This is a genomic window from Serratia sp. BIGb0163 (genome assembly GCF_024809935.1).
Classification (GTDB): Bacteria; Pseudomonadota; Gammaproteobacteria; order Enterobacterales; family Enterobacteriaceae; genus Serratia; species Serratia quinivorans.
The window spans coordinates 2,178,314-2,191,014 of sequence record NZ_JANUDZ010000001.1 but is presented as its reverse complement, the minus strand read 5'-3'; the positions used below and the strand labels follow the sequence as shown (position 1 = coordinate 2,191,014).

The 12,701-nt window shown below is 58.5% G+C and carries 10 protein-coding genes; 8 read left to right on the top strand and 2 right to left on the bottom strand.

Features of this window, described 5'->3' with window-relative positions; all coding sequences use genetic code 11:
• Positions 1 to 85 precede the first annotated feature (85 nt).
• Both M2406_RS10480 and dpiA read right to left on the bottom strand, forming a co-directional pair.
• Positions 86 to 3,175 (bottom strand): beta-galactosidase, encoded by a 3,090-nt coding sequence (locus M2406_RS10480; RefSeq protein ID WP_259189862.1) that lies wholly within the window; start codon positions 3,173 to 3,175, stop codon positions 86 to 88.
• A 314-nt stretch (positions 3,176 to 3,489) separates the two neighbouring features.
• A complete protein-coding gene (gene dpiA, locus M2406_RS10475; RefSeq protein WP_112362519.1) occupies positions 3,490 to 4,176 on the bottom strand; it encodes a two-component response regulator DpiA in 687 nt (228 codons plus the stop codon).
• Positions 4,177 to 4,515: 339 nt separating this feature from the next.
• On the opposite strand from dpiA, the gene citC reads away from it, so the two are divergent.
• The 8 genes from citC to agp all read left to right on the top strand — a co-directional run bounded on the left by citC (position 4,516) and on the right by agp (position 12,591).
• The gene (citC, locus tag M2406_RS10470) at positions 4,516 to 5,589 is read left to right on the top strand and encodes a [citrate (pro-3S)-lyase] ligase (protein ID WP_259189861.1); all 1,074 of its coding nucleotides are present in this window, start codon (positions 4,516 to 4,518) and stop codon (positions 5,587 to 5,589) included.
• The gene (citD, locus tag M2406_RS10465; RefSeq protein ID WP_012145888.1) at positions 5,586 to 5,894 is read left to right on the top strand and encodes a citrate lyase acyl carrier protein; all 309 of its coding nucleotides are present in this window, start codon (positions 5,586 to 5,588) and stop codon (positions 5,892 to 5,894) included. Before citC ends, citD begins: the two co-directional genes overlap by 4 nt.
• Positions 5,878 to 6,798 (top strand): citrate (pro-3S)-lyase subunit beta, encoded by a 921-nt coding sequence (citE, locus tag M2406_RS10460; protein ID WP_017893387.1) that lies wholly within the window; start codon positions 5,878 to 5,880, stop codon positions 6,796 to 6,798. The genes citD and citE overlap by 17 nt, the downstream gene beginning before the upstream one ends.
• Positions 6,798 to 8,303, top strand: a complete 1,506-nt coding sequence (citF, locus tag M2406_RS10455) for a citrate lyase subunit alpha (protein WP_259189860.1) — start codon at positions 6,798 to 6,800, stop codon at positions 8,301 to 8,303. Before citE ends, citF begins: the two co-directional genes overlap by 1 nt.
• Positions 8,304 to 8,307: 4 nt before the next feature.
• Positions 8,308 to 8,856: a citrate lyase holo-[acyl-carrier protein] synthase gene (citX, locus tag M2406_RS10450; RefSeq protein ID WP_112362515.1), complete on the top strand. Its 549-nt coding sequence runs from the start codon at positions 8,308 to 8,310 to the stop codon at positions 8,854 to 8,856.
• On the top strand, positions 8,834 to 9,718 hold the full coding sequence (gene citG, locus M2406_RS10445; protein ID WP_259189856.1) for a triphosphoribosyl-dephospho-CoA synthase CitG: 885 nt from the start codon (positions 8,834 to 8,836) through the stop codon (positions 9,716 to 9,718). Before citX ends, citG begins: the two co-directional genes overlap by 23 nt.
• A 29-nt stretch (positions 9,719 to 9,747) precedes the next feature.
• Positions 9,748 to 11,211 carry an anion permease gene (locus M2406_RS10440; RefSeq protein WP_259189855.1) on the top strand — a complete coding sequence of 488 codons (1,464 nt, stop codon included), beginning with the start codon at positions 9,748 to 9,750 and terminating at the stop codon, positions 11,209 to 11,211.
• A gap of 150 nt (positions 11,212 to 11,361) precedes the next feature.
• The gene (agp, locus tag M2406_RS10435) at positions 11,362 to 12,591 is read left to right on the top strand and encodes a bifunctional glucose-1-phosphatase/inositol phosphatase (protein ID WP_012145882.1); all 1,230 of its coding nucleotides are present in this window, start codon (positions 11,362 to 11,364) and stop codon (positions 12,589 to 12,591) included.
• The last annotated feature ends 110 nt before the right edge of the window (positions 12,592 to 12,701 follow it).

Here is a 12,701-nt window from a genome sequence, read left to right as displayed (position 1 = left end):
GGTGTTGGCAGCATGTCAAAGGTGGATTACGCATTCTGTGACTGTTTGCTTACAGAATGCGCAACCCGTTGAGCTTTTGGCAGATTTAGCTCCGTTCTGCACGTTTTAGACGCAGTTGATAATGGTAATGGCTGCGGTTGAGCAGGTAGTCCTGATTAACGCTCGGGCTCCAGGAGTCGTCACCGCCCACCCCCATGTGAAAACCGTCCAGGCTGAGCCAGGTGCCGGCTTCCGGTTGTAGCAGGTGCTGGTGGCTGCATTCCATCAACTGGCGCAGGCCGTAGCGGCTGAGCGAGAAGTGGAACCGTCCGTCGATGTACCAGCCACCGTACTGCAGGCTGCGGGTCTCGCAGCGCAGCCCGTTCTCGCCGGGGAAGATATACGGCGTGTGCAACGCTTCCAGCGGCTGCTGCCAACGCCCAAATTGCGCGGCGAGGCGGCGGTCCGGGTAGTTCTCATGCGGGCCCAGCCCCAACCATTGCGCCTGTGGATGAATTTCTTTCAATTGGCAGCTCAGGCCAATACGTGCCGGTGGCGGCAGACTGGCGGCAATATCGACGTCGACGCTGATGCTGACGGCGCCCTCGCTGTCGAACAGCCACTGTTTGCGACTGCGCAGCAGCGTTTGCCCATCGGCTTCGAACAGGTGTTCACTCACCACCCGCACGCCGTCGCTCAATTGATCGGCCTGCAACAGCGTGCAGCGCTCCTCCAGCCGATACATGCCTGCCAGTTTCCAGCGTTCTACCCAGGCGTTGGGATCGATGCGCTCAACTTCGCTGATGCCGATGTCGTTATCCAGCGGCGCACGGATAAAGTTATCGCGCAGTGGCGTCAGCAGTTGAGGGTGGTCATGTTGCCACCATTGGCTCAGGCAGCCGTCGTGGCGCGTAAACTGCCAGCGTTGATGGCCATGGGTGATGTCGATAGTTTGCTCATTTTGGCTCAGCTGTGGCGCTGACCCGTCCGCTGTCGCTGGTGCAAAATGCAGCGTTCGTGGCACCAACCATTGGCCCCAGGCGCAGCGATGGTTGACTTCGGACCAGTCGGTGGCCAGCGGTTGCACCACTTCAACATTCAGCCACAGTTCGCCGGGTTGATGGAGCATCGGCAAGCGTTCGAGCAGTGGAAAGCTGGCGCTACTCTGCGGTAGCAGGTTGAGATCGAAGCTGCCGCTGGCGCGCTCCGTGCCATCGAGTTCCAGCCGCCAGTTCAGCCGTTCATTATCGGTTTGGCGGAACAGATACTCGCTGTTGACGGTCAGCGTCAGCGTTTCGGCGTCGAAGGTAAACTGGAAAAATTGCTGTGCGCGTTGCGCTTCAAACAGCGCAGGGTGGGGTGTGCGGTCGGGGAATACCAGACCGTTAAGGCAGAATTGTCGATCGTTTGGCGTGTCGCCAAAGTCGCCACCGTAAGCCCAGTAAGGGTTGCCGTTTTCATCACTGCGGGTCAGTGCCTGATCGACCCAGTCCCAGACGAAGCCACCCTGCAGGCGCGGATACTGACGGAAGGCCTGCCAGTAGCGGTCAAAACCCCCGAAGCTGTTGCCCATCGCATGAGCGTATTCACACAGGATCAGCGGACGATGCTCATCCGGCAGGCCGATCCACTTTTTGATTGACCACTTGGGCACGGCGGGGAACGGCTGATCCTGATCCACCCGCGCATACATCGGGCAGATAATATCGGTGGCGGCGCTGTTGGCCCCGCCGCCTTCGTACTGAACCGGGCGGGTAGGATCCTGAGTTTTCACCCAGCGATACAGCGCGTCGTGGTTGCAGCCGTGACCGGATTCGTTACCCAGCGACCAGATAATAATACAAGGGTGGTTGCGGTCACGCTGCACCATGCGGGTTACGCGTTCGCTCATTGCCGGCAACCATAGCGGATCGTCAGACAACCGGTTCATCGGCTGCATGCCGTGGGTTTCAATATTGGCTTCATCCACCACATACAGCCCGTAGCGATCGCATAGCCGGTACCACAATGGATGGTTCGGGTAGTGTGAGCAGCGCACCGCGTTGAAGTTGTGTTGCTTCATCAGCAGGATGTCATGGCGCATGGTGGCCTCGTCCATCACCTGGCCGTGCTGCGGATGATGTTCGTGGCGGTTGGTACCGCGGATCAACAAGGGCTGGCCGTTAAGCTTCAGCAGTCCATTGCTGATTTCCACCTGGCGGAAGCCGACGTCATAGGCCTCCACCTCAATAATTTTTCCTTCCGGCGACAGCAGGGTGACGGTTGCGCGGTACAGCGTGGGTGTTTCCGCGCTCCACAACGCCGGTTGTTCCACCGGCAGGCGCAGGGTAGTGCGATCCTCATAGGCACCGCGTTCGTCGATAATTTCACTGCCGAATGCCTGAGTTTTTTCCCCAACCAACTGGCCATCACGCCATAACTGCAACTGTACCCGGTGCTGCGTGGGCTGGTTGATGTGAACTTCCGCCACCAGTTCGCCACGGCGGAAACTGTCATACAGCGGGGTGGTGATGCGGATATCGCTCAAATGCGTGGCGGGTTTATGCAGCAGGCTGACGTCGCGGAAAATACCGCTCATGCGCCACATATCCTGATCTTCCAGATAGCTGCCATCGCACCAGCGCAGCACCATCACCGCCAGTCGGTTCTCACCGGCCTGCAACCAGGGGCTGAGATCAAACTCGGCGGGCAGGCGGCTATCCTGTGAATAACCAACCCAGTGGCCGTTGCACCACAGATAAAACGCCGAGTTGACGCCGTCAAAAATGATGCGCGTCTGGCCTTCCGCCAGCCAGGCAGGGTCGACGGTAAACTGCCGCGAATAGCAGCCGGTCGGGTTTTCCTCTGGTACCTGTGGCGGATTGACCGGGATCGGGTAGCGGACGTTGGTGTAGATCGGCGCGTCATAACCGGCAAGTTGCCAGTTGGACGGCACCGCAAGAGTATCTGCGTCGGCCAGGTCCTGTTGTAACCAACCGTCGGGTACCGCCTGGGGCTTATCGAAATAGCTGAACTGCCAGTCGCCGTTCAATATTTGCCGGCTCTCGCTGCTCTTGTCATCACGGGCGGCATTCAGGTTGCGCCAGCTCGAGAAAGGCGGATGTGCAGCCAGCCGCTGATAATGGGTACAGGCCGGATTTTGCCAGTCCCGGCGGGCGAGGAGGTCTTTCAGGGAAGGAAGGGGCAGGCTACTCATCGGCGATCGTCCTGTCGGCAGATTATAGAGGCATCATGCCGAATAAGATGCTGATGAGTACCAAAAAAGTAAAGCGGTTATACCCGTCATCTTTCAAGCCGCAGCGTTGTTACCTGCACTCAGTTATGTGGCCCGTCCATGGGCCACACCCCTTCGGGGCCGCTGCAAGCAGCGTTCAAATCTGCTCCTGGCAGATTTGTCACCCCAGTAACTTACTCGAGTAAGCGCCTGGGGATGAGCGAGCTGGGCGCCTAGCTGCGACTTGAAAGCTATAGGGTATACATTCAAGCTTGCAGGGGCGATCAAATAACCGCTTATTCTGGCAGGTTGGGGCGATAAATCCGCTGCGGACGGCCCACTTTGCCGTAAATGATTTCTGCACGCAGCTGCTGGGCGGCGGTACAAAACTCCAGATAGCGGCGTGCGGTGGTCCGGCTTAGCCCCATTATTTGCGCAACGCTTTCAGCGGTGTGGCTGCTGGAGGCGTGATCGAACAAGGCGCGGACTTTTACCAGCGTCAGTTCATCAATGCCCGCTGGTAGCGCCGCCTGCTGTTCACCGCGTGCGTAGGTGTTGAACATCTGATCGATGCGGTGCTGGCTAAGCCGCGCTTTGTCTTTCAGCGCCAGACGCCGCTGGCTAAAGCGCAGCAGCGTGTGGGCCAGACGATCATAGGCCAAGGGTTTGATCAGGTAATCGAACACCCCGTAACGCAGCGCTTCGGCCACGGTATCCATATCGCTGGCGGCGGTGATAAACACGATGCCGCCGACATAACCACTCAGGGTCAGCTCACGCAGCAGCTCAATGCCCTGGCCATCGGGCAGGAAGTTATCCAGCAGGATCAGATCCGGTTTGAAGCGCTCAGTCATCATACGGGCTTGCGCCAGGGTACCGGCCAGCCAGATTTGCCGACAACCGCCGTTCTGCCGGATAAACTCCGCATGCATCTCCGCCAGCGGCGTTTCATCTTCGACGATCAGTATATTCAACCATTCCATAGTGAATCTCGTCTCCCCATCGTCTTTCAATATGCAATCAACATGCTAATAAAATGTAAGTTAATTGCCGCGTAAAATAAAGATTATCTCAATAATAAACACCATAAAAATAATTAAGTAAATAAAGAACATTAAATAACTTATTAACCAGAGGTGGTTTGTGAAACAGGTCAATAATTGGCTATTTTTTTCTGATTACTATCGTTTAATCAAATGCGGGCCATGATTTTAACTACTTTATCTTTATGGTTTTTAAGGTTTTAATTCCCCGCTGAAATGTTAATTGATGTTCGTTTTCTGTTTTATTTGTTATTTATTAGTTAACCCAGAGAGTGTGATATGTTGGGCGATGCCATATTTGACCGAGTGAAAAGATCAGATCATAAAAATATTGCGCAGATTAATGCCTTCCTGCGGAGTAACGATCTGAATATTGATACGACGGTTGAAATATTTATTACCGTTACGCAAAACGATAAGTTGGTCGCCTGCGGCGGCATAGCAGACAATATTATCAAATGCGTCGCTATCAGCCCACAAATGCGTGGCGAAGGCTTGGCACTGCGGCTGGCGACCGAACTGGTGAATCTGGCGTATGAACGCCACCACACCCAGCTATTTATCTATACCAAAATCCAAAATGAACCGCTGTTCCGCCAGTGTGGTTTTTATCCGATAGCCCAGGTACCGGGCATCGTGGTGCTGATGGAAAACAGCCCGTGCCGCCTGAAGCGCTATGCCGCCCAACTGGCGGGTCAGCGGCAGCCGGGCAAGCGCATTGGCAGCATTGTGATGAATGCCAACCCCTTTACCCGTGGTCACCAATATCTGGTGCGCCAGGCGGCCGAAAAGTGCGACTGGCTGCACCTGTTTTTGGTCAAGGAAAACACCTCGCGTTTCAGCTATGAAGACCGGCGGCGACTGGTGCTGGCAGGCACGGCAGACATTGCCAACCTGACGGTGCATGAAGGCTCGCAATACGTCATTTCCCGCGCCACTTTCCCTTGTTACTTCATTAAAGATCAGGGCATTGCCGACGACTGCTACACCGAGATCGATCTGAAGATCTTTCGTCAGTATCTGGCACCCGCGCTGGGCATCACCCACCGTTTTGTCGGCAACGAACCGTTCTGCGAGGTCACCGCGAAGTACAACCGCGATATGCGTTATTGGCTGGAAACCCCGGCGTTATCCAGCCCGCCAATCGCGCTGGTAGAAATTGAGCGTTTGCAATATCAGGGCACGGCAATCTCCGCCTCCTGGGTGCGCAAGCTGTTGGCCGCGGGTGATTTTCACGCCGCCGCGCCGCTGGTGCCACCGGACACCCTGTATTACCTGCAAGATTTGCAAATGCAGCGCCGGGCCAAACCGGCGGCCACCCCCTTTGAATCCGCACAATCAGGTGAAAGATGAAAATTATCCGAGAAGCAATGGCCGGCACGCTGGAATCCAGCGATGTCATGGTGCGCATCGCCCCCGCCGAGGGGCCGGAACACGACCTGCTGATCGCCAGCAGCGTGGAAAAACAGTTTGGCGAAGCCATCCGCCAGACGCTGTTGCAGGTGCTGCAGCACTACCAGGTGGAGCCGGTGCAGGTGATGGTGGACGACAAAGGGGCGCTCGACTGCGTACTGCGGGCCCGACTGGAAACCGCGCTGATGCGTGCCTGCGACAATGGCCAACTGCCTTGGGGAGCGCCTAATGAAAACGCTGAATAAACACCGCCTGCGTCGCAGCATGCTGTTCGTGCCCGGTGCCAACGCGGCGATGGTAAGCAACGCCTTTATCTATCAGGCCGATGCGCTGATGTTCGATCTGGAAGACTCGGTGATCCTGCGTGAGAAAGACGCGGCGCGGCGGCTGGTTTACCACGCACTGCAACATCCGCTGTATCAGGAAGTGGAAACCATTGTGCGGGTTAACGCGCTGGATTCCGCCTACGGCCTGGCAGATCTGCAGGCGGTGGTGCGGGGCGGTGCGGACATTGTGCGCCTGCCGAAAACCGACAGTGCGCAGGACGTGGTGGACATGGATCGCGAGATTGCCGCCATTGAAGCCGACTGCGGACGCCCGGTCGGCAGCACCGGCCTGCTGGCGGCGATTGAGTCGGCGGCGGGTATTACCCAGGCGGTGGCGATTGCCCATGCCTCACCACGGCTGATCGGCATTGCGCTGGGAGCGGAAGACTACGTGCGCAACCTGCGTACCGAGCGTTCTCCGGAAGGCATCGAACTGTTGTTCGCACGCTGTTCGTTGCTGCAGGCGGCGCGGGCGGCTGGCATTCAGGCGTTCGACACGGTTTATTCCGATGCCAATAACGAAGCCGGTTTCCTGCAGGAGGCGGCGCTGATCAAACAGCTCGGTTTCGACGGCAAATCCCTGATTAACCCCCGGCAGATCGAACTGTTGCACAACCTGTATGCACCCACCGCCAAAGAGGTGGCCCATGCCCAGCGGGTGGTGGATGCCGCGGCGGCGGCGGAGCAGGAAGGGCGCGGCGTGGTGTCGCTCAACGGCAAGATGGTCGACAGCCCGGTGATTGAACGCGCACGGCTGGTGCTGCAGCGTGCAGCGCTTTCCGGCATCCGCGAAGCCTCGGTTCAGCATGGAGAGGAAGCATAATGAAACGCCAACAACGACTGATGACCCTGAATAATTTGGCGGAGTTGCGCTGCTATCAGGCGTCCTCCAAGGCTAACCAGCAGGCGAGCAAACCCCGTGATATCAAACGCTGCGACACGCTGGAACAGGCGGTGCGCCGCAGCGGGTTGCAGGATGGCATGACCATTTCTTTCCACCATGCGTTTCGCGGTGGCGATCTGGCGCTAAATCAGGTGATGGAAACACTGGCGGCGATGGGGTTCCGTAACCTGACGCTGGCTTCCAGCTCGCTCAGCGAATGCCATGCGCCGCTGGTCGGCCACATCCGCAACGGGGTGGTGAGCCGCATTTATACCTCCGGCGTGCGCGGTCCGCTGGCGGACGCCATCTCACGCGGCCTGTTGGCCGAACCGGTACAAATCCACTCCCACGGCGGCCGGGTCAACCTGATCGAGTCCGGTGAACTGGCCATTGACGTCGCCTTCCTTGGGGTACCGGCCTGCGATGAGTTCGGTAATGCCAATGGCTACAGCGGCGAAGCCTGCTGCGGCTCGCTGGGCTATGCCAGAGTGGATGCCGAGGCGGCAGGCACCGTGGTGCTGCTGACCGAAGCGATTGTGCCTTATCCGCATCATCCGGCCAGCCTGGCGCAGGATCGGGTGGATCTGATCGTTCAACTTGAGCGAGTGGGCGATGCCGACAAGATTGGTGCCGACGCCACGCGCATGACCTCCAACCCGCGTGAACTGCTGATTGCCCGCCGGGCCGCCGAAGTGATCGCCGGTTCCGGCTACTTTACCGAAGGTTTCTCGCTGCAAACCGGTACCGGCGGCGCTTCACTGGCGGTGACGCGTTTTCTGGAAGACAAAATGCGCGCGCGCGGCATTCGCGCCGGTTTCGCATTAGGCGGCATCACCTCAACCATGGTGGATTTGCATGAAAAAGGGCTGATTACCCGCTTGCTGGACGTGCAGAGCTTTGACCGTGCGGCGGCGATGTCGCTGGCGCGCAACCCCAATCACATAGAAATCAGTGCCAATCAATACGCCAACTTCAGCTCGAAGGGGGCTTCAGTCGACAGGCTTGACGTGGTGGTGCTGAGCGCGTTGGAAATCGACACCGGTTTTAACGTTAACGTGCTGACCGGTTCCGATGGTCTGCTGCGCGGAGCTTCCGGTGGCCACTGTGACACCGCAGCCGCGGCGCGGCTGGCGATCATCGTGGCACCGCTGGTGCGCGGGCGTATCCCAACGCTGGTTGAGCAGGTCACCACCTGTGTCACGCCCGGCTCCAGCATCGACATTCTGGTTACCGATCATGGTATTGCCGTTAACCCGGCGCGGCCGGAATTGGCGCAGCGGCTGCAAGAAGCCGGTTTGCCGGTGGTCAGCATCGACTGGCTGCGCCAGCGAGCGCTGCTGCTGACCGGTGAACCTGAGCCGATCGTCTTTACCGACAAGGTGGTGGCGGTAGTGCGCTATCGCGACGGTTCGGTGATCGACGTGGTGCATCAGGTGGCGGAGTAATCCCATGGCTAACGTCCCTCCCGAACTGGCCGCCAACCGCGCAGTCAGCCTGCCGGAATTGCTCACCAGCCGTGAATGCCGTCAGGCCCGGCAACAGGCGTGGCTGGCGCAGCATCAGTCCACCTTGCTGGTGTTGACGCTGGTGGTGCCCGGCGCGGTAAAAGACAGCGCGCTGACGCGCAATATCTTCAACCTGGGCTGGCAGGCGCTGCAGCAAATGTGGGGCGAACAGGGTTGGCACTGCCTGCAGGCCGAAACGCTGGCGCTGTCCACCGGCTGCGAGGGTTTTGTGGCGCTACAGGCAGACGCACAGCGGGTGAAAGACTGCGCCATCCAGTTGGAAGTGCAGCAGCCGATTGGCCGACTGTGGGATATCGACGTGCTGGACTCACAGGGGCACATTTTGTCGCGCCGCGATCTGGGGTTGGCGGAGCGTCGCTGTCTGCTGTGCAGCCAACCGGCCAAACTCTGCGCCCGTCAACGGCAGCACGGCAGTGAACAGCTACTGCAGGAAATGGAAAGGATGCTCAATGATGCACTCGCTACCCGCTGAGCCGGTCAGCTATGCGCCGCAAACGAAGATCGGTGACTTCGCCCACGCCGCCTACCGCGCGCTGTTGGTGGAAGTGAATCTGACCCCCAAACCGGGGCTGGTGGATCGTCACAACAACGGGGCTCATCGGGATATGAACCTCGGGCATTTCTACCGTAGCGCCCGCGCCATTGGCATCTGGCTGCCGCGCTTTGTCCGCCAGGGCCGCGACGATGCCTTCCGCCCGGTGGCCGAGCAGTTATTGCGGCTGCGGCCGCTGGGGCTGGCCTGCGAAAACCACATGTTCCAGGCCACCGGCGGCGTCAACACCCATAAAGGCAGCGTGTTTTCTCTCGGCCTGTTGTGTGCCGCCTTCGGCCGTCGTTACCAGCGACAACACCCTATTAACGCCAAAACCTTGTGCACCGAGGTGGCGGCAATGTGTCACGGGCTGGTAGCGCGTGAGCTGCAACAGCACAACGCGTTACAGACCGCCGGTCAGCGACTGTTTGCCGAACATGGCCTGAGCGGCGCTCGCGGTGAGGCCGAGTCCGGTTTTGAACGGGTGATCAACGGCGCGCTGCCGCTGTATCGACAACGGCTGAACGCCGGCTGTGATGAGCAGACGGCGCTGATGGACAGCCTGCTGTGGCTGATGGCTCACAACGATGACACCAACGTCGCGTCACGCGGCGGCATCGAAGGCTTGCGCTGGTTGCAGCAACGCGCCGCAGAGTTGTTGGCTAAGGGCGGGGCGCAGGGCGAGCAGGGCATTGATCGCCTGCGGCAGTTCGACGCCGAATGCATCACGCGCAATCTCAGCCCCGGCGGTAGCGCCGACCTGTTAATCGTCACCTGGCTGCTGGCGCAGTTAGCGAACTAAAAACAATAACCCGTCTTCAGGAGAATTTTATGTCCGAAACCAAGGAAAAAGTCTGGAAAACGCTGGCACCGCTGCTGGTGTTGGCGATCCTGCTCTGGATACCCGCCCCGGAAGGGATGCCGCCGCAGGCCTGGCGTTACTTTGCTATTTTTGTGGCAATGATTGTCGGCATGATCCTGGAGCCGATCCCGGCGACGGCGATCAGTTTTATCGCCGTGACCCTCAGCGTGTTGAGCGCCAACTGGGTGCTGTTTGGTGCGCAGGAACTGGCAGAACCGGGCTTTAAGGCCGGTAAAGAGGCGCTGAAATGGGGGCTGGCGGGGTTCTCCAGCACTACCGTGTGGCTGGTGTTCGGTGCCTTTATCTTCGCGCTTGGCTACGAGGCTACCGGGCTGGGGCGGCGTATCGCGCTATTTATGGTGAAGTTTATGGGTAAGCGTACCCTGACGCTCGGCTATGCGGTGGTGATCATCGATATCTTGCTGGCGCCGTTTACCCCGTCCAATACCGCGCGTACCGGCGGTACCGTGTTCCCGGTGGTGAAAAACCTGCCGCCGTTGTTCGACTCGTTCCCCAATGATCCTTCCTCACGCCGTATTGGCGGCTACCTGATGTGGATGATGGTAGTGGGGACCAGCATCAGCTCCTCAATGTTCGTCACCGGTGCCGCGCCCAACGTGCTGGGGATCGAGTTCGTCAGCAAGATTGCCGGCGTGCATATCAGTTGGATGCAGTGGTTCCTGGCCTTCTTGCCGGTTGGGCTGTTGCTGTTGATTATCGCGCCGTTGATCTCCTATTACCTGTACAAACCGGGCGTGACCCACAGCAGTGAAGTGGCAACCTGGGCCAATACCGCGCTGAACGAGATGGGCAAGCTGACGCGTCAGGAAATCAAGCTGATTGGCCTGGTGCTACTCAGCCTGTGCCTGTGGGTGTTTGGCGGCAAGGTGGTGAATGCCACCACGGTCTGCCTGCTGGCGGTTTCCCTGATGCTGGCGTTGAATGTGGTGTCGTGGAAGGCGATCACCCAATATTCCAGCGCCTGGAACACGCTGGTTAACCTGGCGACGCTGGTGGTGATGGCCAACGGCCTGACGCGCTCCGGCTTTATCGACTGGTTCGCCGAGACCATGAGCACCCATCTGGACGGTTTCTCGCCGGAGATGACGGTGGCGGCGCTGGTGCTGGTGTTCTACTTTGCCCACTATCTGTTCGCCAGCCTGTCGGCGCACACCGCTACCATGCTGCCGGTGATCCTGGCGGTCGGTAAGGGGCTGCCGGGGGTGCCGATGGAGGAACTCTCGATGTTATTGGTGCTGTCGATCGGCATCATGGGCGTGCTGACGCCTTACGCCACTGGTCCGGGGGTGATCATCTACGGCTGCGGCTATGTGAAATCGAAAGACTACTGGCGCATGGGCGGCATTCTCGGCGTGGTGTATATCGCCGCGCTGCTGATGATCGGTTGGCCAATCATGCGTTTGTGGCTGTAAGTTTTTGAGTTAATGGCGGCCATCTGCGGATGGCCGCTGGGCAGACCTTTCCTTGTGATATCCATCACACACTTTCCCCGTTAACCTCTCCATCATAGCGAGGCAAACGCTAACACATTAAAAATAATCATATTCCTGGAGCCTCTGCGGATGAAAAGAAAAGCCTTATTGCTGTGCTTGCCGTTATTAATCACCGGGACTGCCCTGGCAGAAACCAACGACTATCAATTGGATCAGGTACTGGTGATGAGTCGCCATAACCTGCGTGCGCCGCTGGCCAATAACGGCAGCGTGCTGGCACAGTCCACGCCTAAAGCCTGGCCGGCCTGGGACACGCCGGGTGGCCTGCTAACCACCAAGGGCGGGGTTCTGGAAGTCTATATGGGCCACTATTTCAATGCCTGGCTCAAGCAAACCGGCGTTCTGCCGCAGGAAGGCTGCCCAACGGCCGGCAGCGTTTACGTTTATGCCAACAGCCTGCAGCGCACGGTGGCAACCGCGCAGTTCTTTACCAACGGCGCTTTCCCCGGTTGCGATATCAGCGTGCATCATCAGGACAAAATGGGGGAGATGGATCCGACCTTTAACCCGATCATCACCGACAACAGCGACGCTTTCAATCAGCAGGCGCTAGGGGCGATGAACAAAGAGCTGGCCTCGCTGAAGCTGGATGCGGCCTATAAACAACTGGCGAAAATCATCGATTACAAAGACTCCAACAGTTGTAAGACCGACAAACGCTGCGATCTGACCAAAGAAGCCAGCAAAATGAGCGCAGTGCCGGGCAAAGAGCCTGGCGTCGCCGGCCCGTTACGGGTGGGGAACTCGCTGGTGGATGCCTTTATGCTGCAATATTACGAAGGTTTCCCGATGAAGGACGTGGCCTGGGGCAAAATCACCACGCCGCAGCAGTGGAAACAGTTGGCGCAGCTGAAAGACGGTTATCAGGACTCGCTGTTTACCTCGCCGGTAGTGGCGCAGAACGTGGCCAAACCGCTGCTGACTTACATCAACGGCGCATTGATTGGCGAGCGCAAGCCGGACTCCCCGAAAGTGACGGTGTTGGTGGGCCACGACTCCAACATTGCTTCGCTGCTGTCGGCGATGGAGTTCCAGCCATATCAACTGCCGCATCAATACGAGAAAACGCCGATTGGCGGCAAGCTGGTGTTCCAACGCTGGCACGACAAGAAAAACGATCGTGACCTGCTGAAGATTGAGTACGTGTATCAATCGACCGACCAGTTGCGCAATGCCAGCCCGTTGACGCTGAAAACCCCACCGCAGCGCGTGACGCTGGCGCTGAAAGGCTGCCCGGTGGATAAGCAGGGCTACTGCGCCTGGAGCGACTTCGAAAAAACCATGAAAGACATTCTGTAATCCCGCCATTCCTCTCTCCCGGTTGCGGGGGAGAGGATCCTGTTTGGATGATTACGCTTGAAACACCCCCGCCAATCACCTAGCATTTCAGTAAGTCTTGCCTGGGAGGG

Bases quoted from the DNA above. Each gene is read 5' to 3' on its own strand.
- agp (WP_012145882.1), top strand. From the start codon at position 11,362: ATGAAAAGAAAAGCCTTATTGCTGTGCTTGCCGTTATTAATCACCGGG.
- citC (WP_259189861.1), top strand. From the start codon at position 4,516: ATGTTGGGCGATGCCATATTTGACCGAGTGAAAAGATCAGATCATAAA.
- citD (WP_012145888.1), top strand. From the start codon at position 5,586: ATGAAAATTATCCGAGAAGCAATGGCCGGCACGCTGGAATCCAGCGAT.
- M2406_RS10480 (WP_259189862.1), bottom strand. From the start codon at position 3,175: ATGAGTAGCCTGCCCCTTCCTTCCCTGAAAGACCTCCTCGCCCGCCGG.
- citE (WP_017893387.1), top strand. From the start codon at position 5,878: ATGAAAACGCTGAATAAACACCGCCTGCGTCGCAGCATGCTGTTCGTG.
- M2406_RS10440 (WP_259189855.1), top strand. From the start codon at position 9,748: ATGTCCGAAACCAAGGAAAAAGTCTGGAAAACGCTGGCACCGCTGCTG.
- citF (WP_259189860.1), top strand. From the start codon at position 6,798: ATGAAACGCCAACAACGACTGATGACCCTGAATAATTTGGCGGAGTTG.
- citX (WP_112362515.1), top strand. From the start codon at position 8,308: ATGGCTAACGTCCCTCCCGAACTGGCCGCCAACCGCGCAGTCAGCCTG.
- citG (WP_259189856.1), top strand. From the start codon at position 8,834: ATGATGCACTCGCTACCCGCTGAGCCGGTCAGCTATGCGCCGCAAACG.
- dpiA (WP_112362519.1), bottom strand. From the start codon at position 4,176: ATGGAATGGTTGAATATACTGATCGTCGAAGATGAAACGCCGCTGGCG.